The following is a 19,782-nucleotide window of genomic DNA, read 5'->3' as shown; positions in this document are numbered from 1 at the left end:
TAGGTCTTGTCAAACCCCGGTCCGTCTGTGCGGACACCTGGGTCGCATACGCCATGGTCTGTTGACCAAGTATGTTGACGTATGCCGGACGAGCATGGCGCTCGTGGGAGACTACTCCCCTAGGACGGAGCGGATTCTGCCTAGGCAAAACCCATTCGGCAAGCCTTCTTTTTCAAACGCCCGTCAGCCGCGCTTGGCGCGGTAGATGCGGAAACCATTGCCTTCGGCCTTGATTGCGCACACGCCCAGATGCTCTTCGATCAGCGGCTGGTACTTCAGGAAGCTGTTGGCGACCAAGCGCAGTTCGCCGCCTTTTGCCAGGTGTTTCGCTGCTTTTCGCAGCAAGTTTTCCGTAGCGAAATAATCCGTGTGTACGCCGACGTGGAATGGCGGGTTGCTCAGAATCGTGTTCAAACCCATCGGTGCGGCGTCGATCCCGTCGCCCGTCAGCACCTCGGCTTCCAGACCGTTGGCAGCCAGGGTCAGGCGGCTGCTGGCAGCGGCGAATGCATCCACGTCGAGCATCGTTACCGTGTTATGCGGGTAACGACGTTTGACCGCAGCGCCCAACACGCCCGCGCCGCAACCGAAGTCCAACAGGTGACCGCTGGGCAGTTTGTCCAAATGTTCCAGCAGCAGTTCAGTGCCGCGATCCAGGCGGCCGTGGCTGAATACCCCCGGCAGACTCACGACCTTGAGCGGACCTTCAGGCAACGGCACTTCGAACATTTGAGCCAGGCTTTCCAGCTCGACCGCCTGCGGTGCGTTGGCCACGGTGACTTGCCACAGTTGGCAATGCCGCGCGTTATCCAGCTTGCGTGGCTTGCCGAAAGGGATCATTTGCTTGGCGGCGCTTTCGATACCGCCTTTTTTCTCGCCCACCAGAAACAGCTCGGCGCCGGGCAGGCGCGCGGCGACTGCGTTGAGCAGGTAGTCGGTGAGGTCCTTGGATTTGGGCAGGAAAATCACCGTCGCATCAAATGCACGTTCGGGCACGTTTACCCCGAACTGGCTGCGTTCGGGGAAGCGTGCATCGAGTGCCGCCTGGTCGCCGGCGTGCCAGCACCAGCCGTGGGCGTTGGGCAGGCGACCCAGCAGGTCGTCGGCGGGCAAACCTACCAGCAGCAGGTTGCCTTGAAAAAGTTCGGCCTGACGAAGCAGTACTTCACTGCGCGGATCCATGGTCTGCTCCTTGAAAAGGAGCGCAGTTTATCAACTGACGACACGTAGCGGGGCGCCGCTGAAAAAGCCCCGGGCGTTTTCCGCCAGTTGGCCGACGATGCGCTGGCGCGCTTCGCGACTGCCCCAGGCGTTGTGGGGGGTAACGATCAGCCGCGGGATGTCACCGGCCAGCAGCGGGTTGCCGTTGACCGGTGGCTCCACGCTGAGTACGTCGGTCGCCGCGCCGCCCAGATGACCGTTGCGCAATGCATCGGCCAGGGCGTGTTCGTTGATCAAGCCACCGCGTGCAGTATTGACGATAAACGCGCCCGGCTTGAGCAGCGCCAGCTCGCGGGCACCGATAAAGTCACGGGTGTGTTCGTTGAGCGGGCAGTGCAAGGTCAGGGCATCCACCTGGGCCAGCAGCTCATCCAGCGGCACGCGATCGGCGCGGGCAGGGCGCCCGGGAATCGCCCCGAGCAGCACGCGCATGCCAAAGGCTTCGGCCAGGCGCGCCACGGCGCTGCCCAACTCACCGTGGCCAAGCAGGCCGAGGGTTTTGCCTTCCAGTTCGACAATCGGATGGTCCAGCAGGCAGAACTGCTTGGCTTGCTGCCACTGGCCGGCGCTGACGTCCCGTTGATAGTCCTGCAAGCGTGTCGCCAGGTTGAGCAGCAACATGATCGTATGCTGCGCCACCGACGGCGTGCCGTAGCCCTGGCAGTTACTCACAGTGATGCCATGGGCGCGGGCGGCTTGCAGATCGATATTGTTGGTGCCGGTGGCTGACACCAGGATCAGCTTGAGGTCTGGGCAGGCCGCCAGGGTTTCGGCGTTGATCGCGATTTTGTTACTGATTGCCACCTGGGCGCCCTGCAGGCGTTCAAGCACATTCTGCGGCGTGGTCTGCTCGAATAATTGCAGTTCGCTGAAGCTGTCTCGCAGCTCGCTGAGGTCGAGGTCTCCCAGGTCCAGGGAGGGGTGATCGAGGAAGACCGCGCGGCGATTGTTCGTCATCAACTGTACCTTTTGCGACAGGGTTCGAAGGCGTAATCTCCCGAGCCTATCAGATGAAATAATCAGTTACTTGAATTGGAGCGCGCATGTACGTCGCCGAGTTTTTGACCGTGGCCTTGATTCACTTGTTGGCGGTGGCCAGCCCGGGCCCGGATTTCGCCGTGGTGGTACGCGAAAGTGTTACCCACGGCCGCCGCGCCGGAACCTGGACCGCGCTGGGCGTCGGCTCGGCGATTTTCCTGCACGTGGGGTATTCGCTGCTGGGGATTGGCTTGATCGTGTCCCAGTCCATCGTGCTGTTCAACGCGCTGAAATGGGCCGCCGCCGCGTACCTGCTGTACATCGGCTTCAAGGCCCTGCGTGCCCAACCGGCCAAGCCCGCCGCCGAAGGCGAGCTGCACCGCGAAGCCGGCGAGCGCACCCCACGCGGGGCGTTTACCGCAGGGTTCGTGACCAATGGATTGAACCCCAAGGCGACGTTGTTCTTCCTGTCGCTGTTTACCGTGGTGATCAACCCGCACACGCCGTTGGCGATCCAGGCGGGTTATGGCCTGTACCTGGCGGTGGCGACGGCGGTGTGGTTCTGCCTGGTGGCGATGCTGTTCAGCCAGCAACGCGTGCGTGCGGGGTTTGCGCGGATGGGGCATTGGTTTGATCGGACGATGGGGGCGGTGCTGATTGCTATCGGCGTAAAGCTAGCCTTCACCAGCATGAAATAAAACTTGAGCGAGCACAGTCCCTGTGGGAGCGGGCTTGCTCGCGAATGCGCTAGATCAGTCACAATATTTTTCGACTGATACTCCGTTTTCGCGAGCAAGCCCGCTCCCACATTTGATCCCCATCGGCCCACACTGATGGCGCAAAGCTAGCGTTTCCCGCCCTCTGCAAATCATTTATTTGGCTGATTTGGCGTTCTCAATTTCCACTTTTAGTTCAGCCCACGTACCCGAGCTAATACGTCGTATCAGGCGCCTCTGCACCGCACATGCGCAGTTGGCGATGACTCCCTGTCGAGCCCTTTTCTTTACCAAGGACTCAATGTCCAAGACCAATTGGTCTTCGTCGAAGTACCACCAAATGGGCGGTATGGGGGCGAGCATGTTGCCGATACAAACAGGCGCTACTCTTTCGAACAAGGCGAACTCAATTTCTTCAATGGAAAAGTTTTTTACTGTTTCTGCGATTTGCTTGTAATCGACTTTAGAGTCTACAAATAAATCAGAGAGCGCCGACCAGAGCTTTCTTTGTTCTAGCTGATTTTCCATTTGGTAAATTCTTCTATTTCATCATCTAGGGACTCAGCGAATTTCGAGGCAACCCAGCCAGATGTAACACCAGCCGCCTGCCGGCTGTGATCGAAAAGTGGGCCCGGTAATCCGTTGGAAGCCATTCCTTTACTCCTGAACGCGTGAAAGCCAGAGCGTAAAGAGTTGTTATCGATGATGGGTGTCGGAAAGTTCGCTTTGTGGCGAGGGGGGCTTCCTGATCCTTCTATGCAAGGATTAGTAACAGAAAAGGGTCAGATAGTGGCGCAAAGACAGCATTCACCACCCTCTGCAAATCATTCCTTTGGCTGATTTGGCTGAAACATAAGCGCTCTACAGTGCAGATCTTTCAGCCAAGACCGTGCAGTCATAAAAAGGGATTCCTATGTTGCAGACCCGTGTTATCCCGCCCGCCGAAGGCGCGTACCAGTACCCGTTGTTGATCAAGCGCCTGTTGATGTCCGGGGCCCGCTACGAGAAAACCCGCGAAATCGTGTACCGCGACAAGCTGCGCTACACCTACCCGACCCTGATCGAGCGCGTCGCGCGCCTGGCCAATGTGTTGACCGAAGCCGGGGTCAAGGCCGGTGATACCGTGGCAGTGATGGACTGGGACAGCCATCGTTACCTGGAATGCATGTTTGCCATCCCGATGATTGGCGCGGTGATTCACACCATCAACGTGCGCCTGTCGCCAGAGCAGATCCTCTACACCATGAACCACGCCGAGGACCGCTTCGTGCTGGTCAACAGTGAGTTCGTGGGGCTTTACCAAGCGATTGCCGGGCAGCTCACCACCGTCGACAAGACCTTGCTGTTGACCGATGGGGACGCGAAAACCGCCGAGCTGCCCAACCTCGTGGGCGAGTACGAAACCCTGCTGGCCGCCGCCAGCCCGAAATACGATTTCCAGGACTTCGACGAGCATTCCGTCGCGACCACCTTCTACACCACCGGCACCACCGGCAATCCCAAGGGCGTGTACTTCACCCACCGCCAACTGGTGCTGCACACCATCGGTGTGGCGACCATCATGGGCAGCGTCGACAGCGTGCGCCTGCTGGGCACCAACGACGTGTACATGCCGATCACGCCGATGTTCCACGTACACGCCTGGGGCCTGCCGTATGTGGCGACCATGCTTGGCCTCAAGCAGGTCTATCCCGGGCGTTACGACCCGGAATACCTGGTGGAGCTGTGGCGCAAGGAAAAGGTCACCTTCTCCCACTGCGTGCCGACCATTTTGCAAATGCTGCTCAACGCCAAGGCGGCGCAGGGCGTGGACTTTGGCGGGTGGAAAATCGTCATTGGTGGTAGTGCGCTTAACCGAACGCTGTACGAAGCGTCCAAGGCGCGTGGGATCCAGCTGACGGCTGCGTACGGCATGTCCGAGACCGGGCCGTTGGTGTCTTGTGCGCACCTCAACGAAGAGTTGATGGCCGGCAGCGAAGACGAGCGCACCACCTACCGCATCAAGGCCGGCGTGCCCGGGCCGTTGGTGGAGGCGGCGATTGTCGACGGTGACGGCAACTTCCTGCCCGCCGATGGCGAGTCCCAGGGCGAACTGGTGCTGCGCGCGCCGTGGCTGACCGAAGGCTATTACAACGAGCCGCAGAAGGGCGCCGAGCTGTGGGAGGGCGGCTGGATGCACACCGGCGACGTGGCCACGCTGGATGCGTTCGGGGTGATCGATATCCGTGACCGCATCAAGGATGTGATCAAGACCGGTGGCGAGTGGGTTTCGTCCCTGGCCCTCGAAGACCTGGTCAGCCGTCACCCGGCGGTACGCGAAGTAGCGGTGGTGGGCATTGCCGATCCGCAGTGGGGCGAGCGCCCGTTTGCCTTGCTGGTGGTGCGTGATGGCCATGTGATAGGGGCCCGCGAGCTCAAGGAACACCTCAAGCCGTTTGTGGAATTGGGCCATTTGAGCAAGTGGGCGATCCCGAGCCAGATTGCCGTTGTTACGGAAATTCCCAAGACCAGTGTCGGCAAGCTCGACAAAAAACGTATCCGTATCGACATCATTGAATGGCAGGCCAACAACAGCACGTTCCTGTCCACCCTCTGACGCCCTTCGCCGTGCCCGTTCGGGCACGGCAACGCTCTATCTGGCACCTTTACTTGTGATTTGCCGATTTTCAGCCATCCTTGCCGCGTCGGCCCTCGCCGACGTGGCGAAAGGGTTGAGGCAGACGGGTCGGTGATGCAAATCACACTTTAGAGGGATCAAGCACTACCCCCTGCTGGCTATAGTCCCCCCTGAGTTTTTCAAGGATGTTGCGCTTCGGGCCATGGGGGCTCGGTTGCCGTCCGGCATTGGAATCGTTGTATTCCGGCCGTTACATGCATCCAGAAGATTGAACTCACTGCCATAACAATAATGCACATGGAGTAGCGTCGATGACCTCAGTAAACCAGTTCTGGCGCCGGGCAAGACTGCCCCTGGCCGTCAGTCTCGCTTCTACGCTCGCCGGGCCCGCATTCGGCGTCAGTTTCAACGTCGGTGAAATCGAAGGGAGTTTTGACTCGTCTCTTTCCGTGGGTGCCAGTTGGTCTACAGAAAAAGCCAACAAGAACCTCATCGGCTCCAACAACGGCGGGCATGGTCTCTCGCAGACTTCCGACGACGGGCACTTGAACTTCAAGCGCGGCGAAACGTTCTCGAAGATCTTCAAGGGTATCCACGACCTGGAACTGAAGTACGGCGACACCGGTGTATTTGTGCGTGGCAAGTATTGGTACGACTTCGAACTCAAGGATGAAAGCCGTCCGTTCAAGGACATCAGCGACAGCAACCGCAAAGAGGGCGCCAAGTCCTCGGGCGCGCAGATCCTCGACGCCTTCATCTATCACAACTACAACATTGCCGATCTGCCGGGTTCGGTGCGTTTCGGCAAGCAAGTTGTGAGCTGGGGTGAAAGTACCTTCATCGGCGGCGGTATCAACTCCATCAACCCGATCGACGTGTCTGCGTTCCGTCGTCCGGGGGCTGAGATCAAGGAAGGCTTGATTCCGGTCAACATGTTCTATCTGTCCCAGAGCATTACCGACAACCTTTCGGCCGAAGGTTTTTATCAGCTTGAATGGGATCAGACCGTCACCGATAACTGCGGTACCTTCTTTTCGCAGCCTGACGTGATTTCCGACGGTTGCAATAACAACCTGGCCGTACTGGCTACCCGTAACAACTTGAACAATGGCCTGGCTGCCCGTGGGATTCCGGCCAACTTCCGTTCCTCGATCATCAACACCCTGCAGGCACGAGGCGTGAATTTCGGTAGCCCGGATGAGGGCACCATTGTCAAACGCGGCCCTGATCGCGACGCGCGTGACAGCGGTCAGTTCGGTTTGGCATTGCGTTACATGTTCGAGCCGCTGGACACCGAGTTCGGTGCCTACTTCATGAACTACCACAGCCGTGCTCCGATCTTCAGCGGTAGAGGGGCGCCTGCAAGTGCCTACAACCCTAATGCATTGGCCGGTTCCTTGATTGGGGCGGGCGTCCCGGCCGGGATCGCGACCAACCCAGCGCTACTGGCATCCCTTATGCCGTTGGTGGTTGCGGGTAACTCCAGCTACTACGTCGAGTACCCTGAAGACATCCGCCTCTACGGGTTGAGCTTCTCCACCACGTTGCCTACCGGTACGGCCTGGAGCGGTGAAATCAGCTATCGCCCGAACGCGCCTGTACAGCTCAATACTACCGATATCCTCTATTCCGGCCTGACCCCGTTGGACAAGGATGCGTCGGTTCTGCAAGGCAAGGCGGATACCGACCAGCCGGGCTATCGCCGCAAGGAAATCACCCAACTGCAGACAACGTTCACCCACTTCTTCGACCAAGTCATGGGCGCAGAGCGGCTGACTCTGGTGGGCGAGATTGGCTTCACCCATGTGGGCGGGCTGGAAAGCACGTCGAAAGCACGTTATGGCCGCGACCCGGTTTATGGGCCAGGTCCTCTGCCGAATGGCCGCTGCCAGACTCTGAATGCGAGCACATTGGCCGGCGCAGCCATGAACAACGTGTCGCGCTACTGCGAAAACGACGGCTTCACCACGGCCAACTCCTGGGGTTACCGCGGGCGGGCAATCTGGGACTACAACAGCGTATTCGCCGGCGTCAACCTCAAGCCAAGCGTGGCCTGGTCCCATGACGTGAGCGGTTATTCCCCTGGCCCTGGTGGCAACTTCGAAGAAGGCCGCAAGGCTGTCAGCCTTGGGTTGGATGCGGAATACCAGAACACCTACACCGCCGGCCTGTCGTACACCAACTTCTTTGATGGCAAGTACACCACGGTGGATGACCGGGATTTTGTTGCGCTCAGCTTCGGCATGAACTTCTAAGCGACCGTATTTCAGGAAGAACCAGAACATGAAAATAACTAAAAGTCTGTTGCACGTGGGTGTGCTTGGGCTGTCGATCCTGGCGAGCAACGTCATGGCGGCAGTCTCGGCGAGCGAGGCCGCCAAGCTCGACACAACCCTGACCCCGATGGGCGCTGAGCGCGGCGCCAACGCTGCGGGCACCATCACCGCCTGGCAGCCGTTGGCGACCAACGCGGGCGCCGTTGACGCCCGTGGTTTCCTGGCCAACCCTTACGCCAACGAGCAGCCCAAGTTCGTCATCACCGCGCAGAACGTCGATCAGTACAAGGACAACTTGTCCCCTGGCCAGTACGCGATGTTCAAGCGTTACCCAGACACCTACAAGATCCCGGTCTACCCGACCCATCGTGGCGCCACGGTGCCGGCTGATGTGTTTGCCTCGATCAAGAAGAACGCCACCAGCACCAACCTGGTGTCCGGCGGCAACGGCCTGGAAAACTTCGAGTCCGCCATTCCGTTCCCTATTCCGAAAAGCGGCGTCGAAGTCATCTGGAACCACATCACCCGCTATCGCGGCGGCAGTGTGACGCGCCTGGTAACCCAGGCTACTCCGCAAACGAACGGTTCCTACAGCCTGGTGTACTTCAAGGACCAGTTTGTTTTCCGCGACAAGATGAAGGATTACGATCCGAAAAACCCGGGAAACATCCTGTTCTACTTCAAGCAGGAAGTAACCGCGCCTGCGCGTCTGGCGGGTACCGTATTGCTGGTGCATGAAACCCTGGACCAGGTGAAGGAACCGCGTTCGGCGTGGGTCTACAACGCTGGCCAGCGCCGTGTGCGCCGGGCCCCGCAAGTGTCCTATGACGGCCCGGGTACGGCCGCCGATGGCCTGCGCACGTCCGACAACCTCGACATGTACAACGGCGCACCGGATCGCTACGACTGGAAGCTGGAAGGCAAGAAAGAGATGTACATCGCCTCCAACAGCTACAAGCTTGACGACCCGAAACTCAAGTATGCCGATATCATCAAGGCCGGCCACATCAACCAGGACCTGGCCCGCTACGAGCTGCGCCGCGTCTGGCACGTGGTCGCCACCTTGAAGGAAGGCCAGCGTCATATCTACGCCAAGCGTGACTTCTACATCGACGAAGATACCTGGCAGGCTGCGGTGATCGACCAGTACGACGGTCGCAACCAGCTGTGGCGTGTTTCGGAAGCCCATGCCGAGAACTACTACGACAAGCAAGTGCCGTGGTATGCCGTGGAAACCATCTACGACCTGCAATCCGGTCGCTACCTGGCCCTGGGTATGAAGAACGAAGAGAAACAGGCGTATGACTTCGGCTTCAAGGCCAGCACCAGCGACTTCACCCCAGCGGCCCTGCGCCAGGACGGTGTTCGCTAACCTGCGATAACGATGTAATTCACCTATGTGGGAGCTGGGCTTGTGTGGGAGCTGGCTTGCCTGCGATAGCATCACCTCGGTAGCTCTGATAAACCGAAGTGCCTGCATCGCGGACAAGTCTTCTCCCACACAAGCCAGCTCCCACATTTGCTTGTGTCGAATTTTTTTGTCGCAGTTCTTTTTCAGGCAAATGTTGCAAAGATCTACAAACCTGCCGCTTTTACCGCTAGTCTGCGGACATCTGCAATGCCGACAATAGCCTTCTACAAGAGCCCGGCGATGACTGATCTGTCCCGAATCCAAGGGCCTGCCAGTGCGGTGATTCCGACCCTGGAAGGTCGCTTTTACAGGCCCCCCCTGCCTGACGGCTACGTGCTGCGACCGCGGCTGTGTGAACGGCTGGCTGCCGGGCTGGATGGGCGACTGTTGCTGGTCAGCGCGCCGGCGGGGTTCGGCAAGAGTTCGCTGGCGGTGGAGTTCTGCCAGAGCCTGCCCGCGCACTGGCAAAGCCTGTGGCTGGGCCTGAGCCCACGAGACAATGATCCCGGCCGTTTCCTGGAACGCCTGCTCGACGGCTTGCAGCACTATTTCCCGCAACTCGGCGCCCAATCCCTGGGTCTGTTGAAGATGCGCCAGCGTCATCAACCGTTTGCCTTTGAAGAATGGCTCGATGGCCTGCTCGATGAGTTGACCGTGCACCTGTCCACCCGCGCGCCGCTGTTGCTGGTGCTGGATGACTATCATCTGGCCCAGGGCCCGGTACTCGACCGTTGCCTGCAATTTTTCCTCAATCATTTGCCCGATGGCCTGGTGGTATTGGTCACCAGCCGCCAGCGTCCCGATTGGCATCTGGCGCGGCTGCGTTTGTCGCGGCACTTGCTGGAGCTGCATGAGCAAGACTTGCGCCTGACCCATGCCGAGTCCCTGGCCGTGCTGGACCGCCACAGCAGCTCATTGCGCGGCGAAGCCCTCGACAACCTGATTCGCCGCAGCGAAGGCTGGGTGGCTGGCCTGCGCTTCTGGGTGCTGGCGGCTTCCGAAGCCGGCAGCGACGCTGCGTTGCCGCAAAGCCTGCATGGTGGTGAAGGGCTGATCCGTGACTATCTGCTGGAAGAGGTCATCGACTGCCTGCCCCCGGAAGTGCAGGCGTTTCTCTACGACACCGCGCCGCAAGAGCGGTTTTGCAGCGAATTATGCGACGCCGTCCGCGAAGCCCACGACAGCGCCGAAATCCTGCGCTACCTGCAAGCCCACCAAGTGTTCCTGGTGCCGCTGGACGAACAGGGCCACTGGTACCGTTATCACCATTTGTTCTCTGATTTGCTGCGCACCCGTCGTGCCAGCAGCAACGTATTGCCGCCCGCCAGCCTGCATTTGCGCGCCTGCCGCTGGTTCAATGCCCAGGGCTTGATCGACGAGGCGGTGGAGCAGGCGCTGCGCGCCGGTCACCTGGATGTGGCGGCCAACCTGGTGCAGAACCTGTCCGAGGAGCAACTGCTGGCCGAGCAGAATGTCGGCATGCTGCTGCGCTGGAAGATGGACTTGCCCGACAGCCTGCTGATCAGCACACCGCGCTTGATCGTGCTCTATAGCTGGGCCCTGGGCCTGGCGTGCCAACTGGATGCGGCGGAAGAGTTGTCCGGCTACCTCAGCCGCTTCCTGCCGGCGCCGTCGGCCACTGCGCAAAAATCGATGCTGGCCCAGTGGCTGGCGCTGAGCGGGATCATTGCGCGCGGCCGGGGTGATCGCGAGCTGACCCAGCGTTACTGCACTGAAGCGCTGGACAGCCTGCCGCAGCGACGTTACGGCCAGCGGTTGATGTGCCTGTCGACGCTCTCCAACCTGGCCATCGTCGATGCCGATCTGTGGCGCGCCCGTGGCTTGAACCGCGAATCCCTGGAGCTGGCGCAACGTGTCGGCAATCCACTGTTTGAAGCCTTGGCCCACTACGATCGCGCACGCGTCCTACAGGCCCGTGGCGAAATCCTGCGTTCCCTGGACGAAGTCCGCCAGGGCTTGCAACGCTTGCAGGGCCTTGCGCCGCAGCGGCTGTACGCGGTGCGTGCACGCCTGGCGCTGTACGAAGGCTACTTGTTGCTGATGCGCTGCCAGCCCGAAGCCGGGATCACGCGTTTGCGTGCTGGCCTGGCCGAAGCCCGCGCTTGCCGCGATATCAGCGTACTCATTGGGCATTGCGTGATCGCCAACTTCGAAGGGCGGCGCGGTGACTTCCCCAAGGCATTCGCCGAGCTGGCCGAAGCCGAGCGCTTGATGCATATCTGGGACGTGCCGCCGATCTACTACCTGGCGATGATCACCCTGATCAAATGCGAGCTGTGGCTGGCCCAGGGCCGCACCGACCTGGCCGATGCCTGGTTGACCCGGCTGGGGCAAACCTACAACGGCGAACACGCCGCGGCCGCGCCGGAGTTTCATCCGCACCTGCCGCAACATATCGGCTTGCAGCAGGCCGCGCTGGATGCCACGCGCCATCAATCCGCTGCTGCCCTGCATCGCCTTGAAGAGCTGGCGCAACAGGCACATAACAGCGGCCGGCAGATGATCGCCCTCATGGCCCTGACCCAGCAGGCGCAGTTGCTGCTGGAGAGTGGCCACGACGCCAAGGCCCGCCTGATCGTGGCCCAGGCTCTGGAGTCGGGCGCCGGCGGCGCACTGCAACCGTTCCAGCGCCTGCTGGAAAACCATCCCGAGTGGATGCGCGAACATCTGGGCAAAGACCCCCACGGCCTATTGAACCAGGCGTTGCTGGCGCTGTTGCCGGCGGTCGTGGTGGCGGACGCCTTGCCCATGCAGGAAACCCTGAGCGCGCGGGAGATGGCGGTGCTGCAATTGATCGCCGAGGGCTGTTCGAACCAGGAAATCAGCAACCGGTTGTTTATCTCCCTGCACACGGTCAAGACCCACGCGAGCCATATCAACAGCAAGCTGGGTGTGGAGCGACGCACCCAGGCGGTGGCGCGGGCGCAGGAGTTGCGGTTGATTGGCTGAAGGGTGGGGCCAGTCTGGTTTAATAGTGCAATTATTCCGGCGATAGTCGCCCGAAAATTCCATGTGATTTGCACTAGAGGACCGTTCATGGAAACCGTGACACCGACACTTATCCGCGAAACCTTCCCCGTCGGCCCGTTGCAGTGCAACTGCACCATCATCGGCGACCCCATCACCAAAAAAGCCATCGTGGTCGATCCGGGTGGCAATCACGAATTGATCCTGGCGCGTCTGGATGCGCTGGGCCTCAAGGTGGTGAGCATCATCCATACCCACGCCCATCTGGACCACTTCCTCGCTTCCGGCCAGTTGAAAGAGAAGACCGGCGCCACCTTGCACCTGCACAAGGAAGACCAATTCCTGTGGGACAACCTCGAGATGCAGTGCCAGATGTTTCGCGTGCCCTACACCCCGGTGCCGTCGCCGGATCGCTGGCTGGAAGATGATGAGGAGCTGGCCTGCGGTTGTGGTGTAGCGCTGCATACCCCGGGGCATACGCCGGGTTCGATGAGCTTCTGGTTTGCCGATGCCAAGCTGCTGATTGCCGGGGACACCTTGTTTCGGCGCGGTGTGGGGCGCACGGACTTGTGGGGCGGGGATCAGGCAACCATCGTGCGCTCGATCAAGCAGCGCTTGTATACCCTGGACGAAGACGCGACGGTTGTGACCGGGCATGGGCGGGACACGCGACTGGGTGACGAGATGCGTGAGAACCCGTTTGTCAGGGCTTGAGGAGCTCCTGGGTATTTTTCCGGATACCCAGTGGCAATCGTCCGACGAAACTTACAGAGAAAAAGACAATTCCCGTTCAGCTAGTGTCTGCTAGGGTTTTAGTGTGCCCACCTGTTGTAGAGCGGGCGCCTGCCGCCCATGGAATTTTTACCCTTTCTCGTGTTCCAAACTCGGCACAGGTCCATTGCCAATGTCCTCTGCATCACAGAATGCAAAAGTAGGAGCTTCCTTCATGTTCACTTCCCGTCGTCTGCTTGTTGTCGCTACCGTCGTGGCCCTGTTATCCGGCTGCGCTACGCCTAACCCTTATGACGGCAGCAGCCAGGGGCAGGCAAGTAATGAATCCGGCGGCATGAGCAAGACTGCCAAATATGGTGGCCTGGGTGCTCTGGCCGGTGCATTGGCAGGTGCCGCCATCGACCATAACAACCGTGGCAAGGGTGCGCTGATTGGTGCCGTGGTGGCCGGCGCGGGTGCTGCGGGTTACGGCTACTACGCCGACCAGCAAGAAAAGAAATTGCGTGAAAGCATGGCCAATACCGGGGTTGAAGTGCAGCGCCAGGGTGACCAGATCAAGTTGATCATGCCGGGCAACATCACCTTTGCCACCAACTCGGATGCGATCTCCAGCAGCTTCTACCAGCCGCTGAACAACCTGGCCAACTCCCTCAAGCAGTTCAACCAGAACACCATCCAGATCGTCGGCTACACCGACAGCACCGGCAGCCGCCAGTTGAACATGGACCTGTCCCAGCGCCGTGCGCAGAGCGTGGCCAACTACCTGACTTCCCAGGGTGTGAGCTCGGCCAACCTGAGTGTGCGTGGTGCCGGCCCGGATAACCCGATTGCCAGCAACGCTGACGTCAACGGCCGTGCCCAGAACCGTCGCGTAGAAGTGAACCTCGGCCCGATCCCAGGCCAGCAGTACGGCCAGCCAGGCGCCCAGGCGCCGCAACAGAACAACCAGTTCCAGGGCAACCCGTACTCGCAGTACCAATAACGCCGCACCAATAAAAAGGGCGCCGTGCAGTCAATGCACGGCGCCCTTTTTTGTGGCTGCTTGGTTACATCAGTCGATGTACTCGAACACCTTGACGATCTTCTGCACACCGGACACGCCCTGCACCAGGTTGGCTGCGCGGGTGGCTTCCGCCTGGGTCAACAGACCCATCAGGTAGACGATGCCGTTGTCGGTGACGACTTTGATCCGGGAGCCGGGAATGGCGTTGTCGGTCAGCATCTGGGCCTTGATCTTGGTGGTCAGCAGCGCGTCATTGCTGATGGCCAGCAGGGTGATCGGGTCCATGACCTGCAGTTCGTTGTGGACTTTTTTCACGCGCTGCACAGCCGAGGCGGCTTGTTCAGCCTGGGCCTTGAGGTCGGCACGCGGGGTTTGGCCGGCCAGCAGGACCACGCCGTTGAAGCTGGTGACGACGATGCGCGATGCGCCGTTGCCCAGGTCGGTAGCGGCTTTGGCGACGTTGACCTCAACCTTGGTTTCGATCAACGAGTCGTCGATCTTGCTGCCGAAGGTGCGAGTGCCCTTGTCGTCCTGGATCGGCGTGTCACGTGTTGCGGTGATGGCGGTGCTGCAACCGGTGATAGCAAGGCACAGCGTGATGGCCAATAGGCTGAGGCGGTTAACGGTCATTCTTCACTCCCAAACAATTGGCTGTCGATCAGATCGCACAGGCAGTGGATCGCCAGCAGATGGACTTCCTGGATACGTGCAGTGACGTTGGCCGGGACGCGAATCTCCACGTCCTCTGGCAATAGCAGCGACGCCATGCCGCCGCCATCGCGGCCGGTCAATGCTACGACAATCATTTCGCGATCATGTGCGGCCTGGATCGCTTGAATAATGTTTGCCGAGTTGCCGCTGGTGGAAATCGCCAGCAGCACGTCGCCGGGCTGGCCCAGGGCGCGGATCTGCTTGGAGAAGATTTCGTTGTAGCTGTAGTCGTTGGCGATCGAGGTGATCGTCGACGAATCGGTGGTCAGGGCGATGGCCGGCAGACTCGGGCGTTCGCGTTCGAAGCGGTTGAGCAGCTCGGACGAGAAGTGCTGGGCATCACCGGCCGAACCGCCGTTGCCGCACGAAAGCATTTTGCCCTCGTTGAGCAGGGCGTTGACCATGACCTGACTGGCTTGCTCGATGTGCGGTGCAAGTACGTCCATCGCCTGTTGCTTGGTGTCGATGCTGGCCTGGAAAAGCTGGCGAATTCGGGATTGCATGTCCATCTGTGTGACCTTAAGTAGCGCGGCTGTTTGGCACAGGAATGTGCAGCCCGCAAAGCAAAGAGCAAAAGTGTGTGGTGAAGATGTCCGGCGAATCAGCTGTCGAAGGCATCTTTGAGCCAGTTCAGATCAGCCTGACCAGACGGTGTGCTTTGTATGGCAACCACATCGAAACGGCAGGGGGCGTCGGCCCAGCGATGCTCTTTTTGCAGGAAAAACTGCGCGGCGAGTATCAGTTTCTGACGCTTGCGCTCGTCGATACTGGCGAGCGCGCCACCCCATTGTGCGTGTTTTCTGTAGCGGACTTCGACGAATACTACTGTATCGCCGTCAAGCATGACCAGATCAAGCTCACCGCGTTTACATAACCAGTTCTGCGCCAGAAGGCGCAGACCCTGCTGTTGCAAATACTTCAGAGCTTGCAGTTCGGCGTCCTTGCCGCTTTGTACGTTTGACCGTTCGGGCATCAGCGCGGTGTGTCGGGCAGGCGCTGGATGTCGCCGCCGACGAACTTGGCCCATGGCATCTGGCGGTCAACGCGCTGGCTGGCGCTGATGCCCAGGTTGCCAGAGAGGCCATCAATGCGGGTGTCCGGCAATGCCTTGAGCTGGCCCAGGCGCGGCGCCAGGCGATAGGCGTCAACACCCATCGCGTACAGGCGACCCAGGCTGCCATTGGCTTGTGGCCACTGTGCGGCAACCTGATTGCGCAGCGGGTCGGTGCTGTTGAGCAGCCAAGGGGTTTCGCAGAACATCACGTTGGTCATGTCCAGGTACTGGTTCTTGTCGCCGCTGGCGCTGAACACGTGGGACGTCGCATACACCGGTACATCACCGGCGTACTGGAAGTTCAGGGTCGGCTTGATCTGCTGGGCCAGTTGCGGGGTCACGGCCAGGAAGATGAATTCGATGTCCTGGCGGCGCGAAGGCTGTGCAGCAACGTCAGTGCCGACGGTGCTTTGCAGGCTCTTGGCGCGGCCTTCGCTTTTGCGCAGTTGGAACAGGTCGGCGATCTGCTGGGCGAGGGCCACCGGTTGATCGACGTATTCGACGCCGACAACGGTGCCGCCATTGGCTTCCCAATCCTGACGGAAGGCTTTATAGACACGCTCGCCCCATTCTCCACGCGGCACCATGGCCGCCGCACGATGCAGGCCGTCGGCGCGGGCGCGGCGCGAGACTTCGCGAGCTTCGTCTTCAGCCGCCAGGCCGAACTGGAAAAGCTGCGCCGGGTTCTGGTCGGCCTCGCTGTAGTTCAGTGCCAGGGTCGTGATCGGCAATTGCGGGCGGGCGCTCAGCTGTTTGACGAGCGGTTTTTCCAGCGGGCCGACTACCAGTTGTACGCCGGCAGCCTGGGCCTTGGCGTAGAAGTCATCGATGGAGGTCAGGCGCGAGCTGTCAAAGAACTCGATGACCGGTGGCTTCTGCCCGGCTTGCTCAGCCTGGTAGTGCGCGGCCATGAAGCCTTCACGCAGTGCCTTGCCAACGGAAGCCAGCGGACCTTCCTGCGGCAACAGCAGGGCGATCTTGGTCAGGGGCTGGCTGGCCAGTTCCTTGAGTTTGATCAGCGGAGTCGGCAGTTGCAGCGCCGCAGGATGGCCTGGGTTCTGCGCGCGCCAGGTGTCGATGGCGGCTTGCTGCTGCTCCAGGGTGCCGGCGCCCTTGACCGCCTGGGCCAGGGTGATCCAGCCGTCGAGCGTCGGGTTACCGCTGGCTTGCAGTTGGTCTGCAGGCACAGCGGCAATCAGGGCCCAGATAGCTTCGTGATTGCTTTTGGCGGCATCGCCGCTGAGCAGCGGGGCCATGGCCACGCGCTCGCGGGCGGCGGCCAGTGTCTGGCCATCGGCTTCATAGGCGCGGGCATGCACGCTGCCGGTGCGCAGCTGCTGCTCGGTCGGCAGGTCCTTCAGGCTGAGCAGGCTGGGATGGCTCAGCGCTGTCAGCGCGGCCTTGGGCTGGTTGCGCGCCATGGCCAGTTCGGCGGCCAGGGTGCTGGCAAAGACTTGCGCGGCGGGCTTGAGGACATCCAGGGGCACTTGCGCAAGAATCTGCGACGAGCGGCCAGGGTTGTTCTGCTTGTAGGCCATGTCTGCCGCACTCAGGCGCAGCAATGCGGCCTTTTCTGGCGTCTTGGCGGTGGTGGCCTGTTCGAGCAATTGCTCGATACTGGCGTCCGGGGTCCGTGGAAGGTCGCCAAGGCTGGACGAGGGCGAGCTGGCGCAGGCCGCCAGGAGGGCAGCGAGGCAGAGGGCGGAGAGCAGCCGCAGGCAAGCGATCATGTAAGTGTTCCTGATACCGATCAAATTAGCGTGGAATTGTACCCAAGCACTGGCCCAGGCGCGATGTTACTGGCGTGAAACCGTCGAATTAGGTCGTGCAAATGTTGCGGGTGACCGTCCGTGGCTGAAAAGGCATCGACCCTGATGGCATATTTTCCAGGCGTCTACGCGCTACAATGCGACTTTTGCCAACCATCGAGGTGTGCGTTTTGACTGCTCCAGGTCCTTTGAATTCCACTGCAGGCTCGCTTTTTGTCGTGGCGACGCCCATTGGCAACCTGGACGACATCAGTGCCCGGGCGCTGAAAGTGTTGCGTGACGTTAAATTGATCGCGGCGGAAGACACGCGGCACTCCCAACGCTTGATGCAGCACTTTGGTATCAGCACGCCACTAGCGGCCTGTCACGAGCACAACGAGCGTGAAGAAGGCAGCCGTTTTATCGTGCGCCTGCTGGCCGGTGACGATGTGGCACTGATCTCCGATGCGGGCACGCCGTTGATCTCGGACCCGGGTTATCACCTGGTGCGCCAGGCGCGGGCCGCTGGTATCAATGTAGTGCCTGTTCCGGGGGCGTGCGCGCTGATTGCTGCATTGTCTGCAGCGGGCCTGCCGTCGGACCGCTTTATTTTCGAAGGTTTCCTGCCGGCCAAGGCGGTGGGGCGGCGTGCGCGCCTTGAGGCGGTAAAGGAGGAGCCGCGCACGTTGATCTTCTATGAGGCGCCCCATCGCATCCTTGAATGCCTGCAGGATATGGAGTTGGTATTCGGCGGCGAGCGCCTGGCGCTGCTGGCCCGCGAGCTGACCAAGACCTTTGAAACCCTCAAGGGCCTGCCTCTGGAAGAGCTGCGCGCCTTTGTCGAGGGTGACAGCAACCAGCAGCGCGGCGAGTGTGTGGTGCTGGTCGCGGGCTGGACGGCGCCGGAGAGCGAAGATGCCGTGGGCAGCGAAGCCATGCGCATCCTCGACGTGTTGCTCAAGGAGATGCCCCTCAAGCGTGCCGCTGCATTGGCTGCGGAAATTACCGGTCTGCGCAAGAACGTGTTGTATCAAGTGGCGCTGGATAAACAGAAAGGCGAATAGTTCAGGGGCGAAAGCTGTATTTCGTCTGAACGTGATGGCAATTCTGAACTTTTATTACTTGTCCTAAGTCCGCCGTGCCGTTAACCTGCGCGGCGGAGAGTCGATTGGACAGTCGCTGCCCTCTATGAAAATTAGGGGGGGGAGGAAAGTCCGGGCTCCATAGGGCGAAGTGCCAGGTAATGCCTGGGAGGCGTGAGCCTACGGAAAGTGCCACAGAAAATAACCGCCTAAGCACTTCGGTGCCGGTAAGGGTGAAAAGGTGCGGTAAGAGCGCACCGCACGACTGGCAACAGTTCGTGGCTAGGTAAACCCCACTTGGAGCAAGACCAAATAGGGTCCCAAGGCGTGGCCCGCGCTGGGACCGGGTAGGTTGCTAAAGGTGTCCAGTGATGGCCATCGTAGACGAATGACTGTTCAAGACAGAACCCGGCTTACAGATCGACTCTCCACCTTTTTTCCTTCTGTCCGAATCTCGGGCAGAAACCCGGTAGTAACGCAAGAATCCCTCCCTGCCGAATCATTGGCAGATGCATCTTCGTAATACCAAAAAAATCTTACTCTTAATAAATTACTTTAACTTCGAGCCATAGCTCTTTGAGCTGTTTGTGCTTGTTGGGTCAAAAACATCGCCAAACTCTCGTTTCTCCTCCCTTTACGCTCCTAAATCTCCGTTCTGTAAGGCTTTTCCTTGAATCCGCGCCTTGACGGTGTGGTAGGCGCATTCCTATAGTGTGCGCAAGTGGCGGAAAGTGGCACAAAGTGGGTTTTTTGAACGTAAAACGCTAAGATTTGGAGAAACGCATCTGTGTTTCGCGGAGCTAACGCTATCAGTCTCGATGCAAAAGGCCGTCTCGCTATGCCGAGCCGGTATCGTGACGAGCTGATTTCGCGAAGTTCCGGGCAACTGATCATCACGATCGATGCCGTTGACCCTTGTTTATGTGTTTACCCCCTCGATGAGTGGGAGCTGATTGAAACCAAGTTGCGTGCCCTGCCTTCATTGCGTGAAGAAAACCGCCGCCTGCAGCGTTTGCTGATTGGCAACGCCGTCGACCTCGAGCTCGATGGCAGCGGTCGTTTTCTGGTGCCGCCGCGTTTGCGCGAGTACGCCAAGCTGGACAAGCGCGCAATGCTGGTGGGCCAACTGAACAAGTTCCAATTGTGGGACGAAGATGCCTGGGATGCTGTTTCTGCAGCTGACCTGGCTGCTATTCAACAACCGGGCGCCATGCCTGATGAACTGCGTGATTTGATCCTGTGACT

At 60.0% G+C, this 19,782-nt stretch carries 16 protein-coding genes, 1 other RNA gene and 1 riboswitch; of the genes, 10 read left to right on the top strand and 7 right to left on the bottom strand.

Going from position 1 to position 19,782, the window contains the following annotated elements; translation table 11 throughout:
* Positions 1-12: 12 nt before the first annotated feature.
* Positions 13-132, bottom strand: a riboswitch (yybP-ykoY riboswitch).
* Between the two features lie 51 nt (positions 133-183).
* Both DBR46_RS19180 and DBR46_RS19175 read right to left on the bottom strand, forming a co-directional pair.
* Positions 184-1,182 carry a class I SAM-dependent methyltransferase gene (locus tag DBR46_RS19180; RefSeq protein ID WP_124527447.1) on the bottom strand — a complete coding sequence of 333 codons (999 nt, stop codon included), beginning with the start codon at positions 1,180-1,182 and terminating at the stop codon, positions 184-186.
* Between the two features lie 30 nt (positions 1,183-1,212).
* Positions 1,213-2,178, bottom strand: coding sequence for a 2-hydroxyacid dehydrogenase (locus DBR46_RS19175; RefSeq protein ID WP_124527446.1), 966 nt, complete (start codon positions 2,176-2,178; stop codon positions 1,213-1,215).
* Positions 2,179-2,264: 86 nt separating this feature from the next.
* Here DBR46_RS19175 and DBR46_RS19170 point away from each other — a divergent pair, with 86 nt between their 5' ends.
* Entirely contained in the window at positions 2,265-2,897 is a 633-nt protein-coding gene (locus tag DBR46_RS19170; RefSeq protein ID WP_124527445.1) for a LysE family translocator, read from the top strand.
* Positions 2,898-3,071: 174 nt separating this feature from the next.
* Here the strand turns inward: DBR46_RS19170 and DBR46_RS19165 are convergent, their stop codons facing one another.
* Entirely contained in the window at positions 3,072-3,443 is a 372-nt protein-coding gene (locus tag DBR46_RS19165) for a hypothetical protein (protein ID WP_124527444.1), read from the bottom strand.
* A gap of 385 nt (positions 3,444-3,828) precedes the next feature.
* On the opposite strand from DBR46_RS19165, the gene DBR46_RS19160 reads away from it, so the two are divergent.
* From DBR46_RS19160 to DBR46_RS19135, 6 genes are all read left to right on the top strand, one after another.
* Positions 3,829-5,511 carry a fatty acid--CoA ligase gene (locus DBR46_RS19160; protein ID WP_124527443.1) on the top strand — a complete coding sequence of 561 codons (1,683 nt, stop codon included), beginning with the start codon at positions 3,829-3,831 and terminating at the stop codon, positions 5,509-5,511.
* A gap of 332 nt (positions 5,512-5,843) precedes the next feature.
* The gene (locus DBR46_RS19155; RefSeq protein WP_124527442.1) at positions 5,844-7,787 is read left to right on the top strand and encodes a DUF1302 domain-containing protein; all 1,944 of its coding nucleotides are present in this window, start codon (positions 5,844-5,846) and stop codon (positions 7,785-7,787) included.
* A gap of 28 nt (positions 7,788-7,815) precedes the next feature.
* Complete coding sequence (locus DBR46_RS19150; RefSeq protein WP_124527441.1) at positions 7,816-9,180, top strand: DUF1329 domain-containing protein; 1,365 nt, start codon at positions 7,816-7,818, stop codon at positions 9,178-9,180.
* 279 nt (positions 9,181-9,459) lie between these two features.
* Entirely contained in the window at positions 9,460-12,189 is a 2,730-nt protein-coding gene (locus DBR46_RS19145; RefSeq protein WP_124527440.1) for a LuxR C-terminal-related transcriptional regulator, read from the top strand.
* Positions 12,190-12,276: 87 nt separating this feature from the next.
* A complete protein-coding gene (locus tag DBR46_RS19140; protein ID WP_124527439.1) occupies positions 12,277-12,921 on the top strand; it encodes an MBL fold metallo-hydrolase in 645 nt (214 codons plus the stop codon).
* A 232-nt stretch (positions 12,922-13,153) separates the two neighbouring features.
* Positions 13,154-13,921 carry an OmpA family lipoprotein gene (locus DBR46_RS19135; protein WP_026137042.1) on the top strand — a complete coding sequence of 256 codons (768 nt, stop codon included), beginning with the start codon at positions 13,154-13,156 and terminating at the stop codon, positions 13,919-13,921.
* A 69-nt stretch (positions 13,922-13,990) separates the two neighbouring features.
* On the opposite strand, the gene DBR46_RS19130 is transcribed toward DBR46_RS19135, so the two are convergent.
* The 4 genes from DBR46_RS19130 to DBR46_RS19115 form a co-directional block, all read right to left on the bottom strand.
* Positions 13,991-14,572, bottom strand: coding sequence for a BON domain-containing protein (locus DBR46_RS19130; protein ID WP_124527438.1), 582 nt, complete (start codon positions 14,570-14,572; stop codon positions 13,991-13,993).
* Positions 14,569-15,162, bottom strand: coding sequence for a phosphoheptose isomerase (locus DBR46_RS19125; RefSeq protein WP_007904374.1), 594 nt, complete (start codon positions 15,160-15,162; stop codon positions 14,569-14,571). The genes DBR46_RS19130 and DBR46_RS19125 overlap by 4 nt, the downstream gene beginning before the upstream one ends.
* 92 nt (positions 15,163-15,254) lie before the next feature.
* Positions 15,255-15,626: a YraN family protein gene (locus DBR46_RS19120; RefSeq protein ID WP_124527437.1), complete on the bottom strand. Its 372-nt coding sequence runs from the start codon at positions 15,624-15,626 to the stop codon at positions 15,255-15,257.
* On the bottom strand, positions 15,626-17,437 hold the full coding sequence (locus DBR46_RS19115) for a penicillin-binding protein activator (RefSeq protein ID WP_124527436.1): 1,812 nt from the start codon (positions 17,435-17,437) through the stop codon (positions 15,626-15,628). Before DBR46_RS19115 ends, DBR46_RS19120 begins: the two co-directional genes overlap by 1 nt.
* A 176-nt stretch (positions 17,438-17,613) precedes the next feature.
* Here DBR46_RS19115 and rsmI point away from each other — a divergent pair, with 176 nt between their 5' ends.
* From rsmI to mraZ, 3 genes are all read left to right on the top strand, one after another.
* A complete protein-coding gene (gene rsmI, locus DBR46_RS19110) occupies positions 17,614-18,519 on the top strand; it encodes a 16S rRNA (cytidine(1402)-2'-O)-methyltransferase (RefSeq protein ID WP_177414094.1) in 906 nt (301 codons plus the stop codon).
* A 96-nt stretch (positions 18,520-18,615) separates the two neighbouring features.
* Positions 18,616-18,969: RNase P RNA component class A (gene rnpB / locus DBR46_RS19105), an RNA gene on the top strand.
* Between the two features lie 355 nt (positions 18,970-19,324).
* On the top strand, positions 19,325-19,780 hold the full coding sequence (gene mraZ, locus DBR46_RS19100; RefSeq protein ID WP_003171868.1) for a division/cell wall cluster transcriptional repressor MraZ: 456 nt from the start codon (positions 19,325-19,327) through the stop codon (positions 19,778-19,780).
* Positions 19,781-19,782: the final 2 nt, after the last annotated feature.

It is taken from the genome of Pseudomonas sp. KBW05 (genome assembly GCF_003852405.1).
Taxonomy (GTDB): Bacteria; Pseudomonadota; Gammaproteobacteria; order Pseudomonadales; family Pseudomonadaceae; genus Aquipseudomonas.
This window is presented reverse-complemented; position numbering and strand designations above follow the sequence as displayed.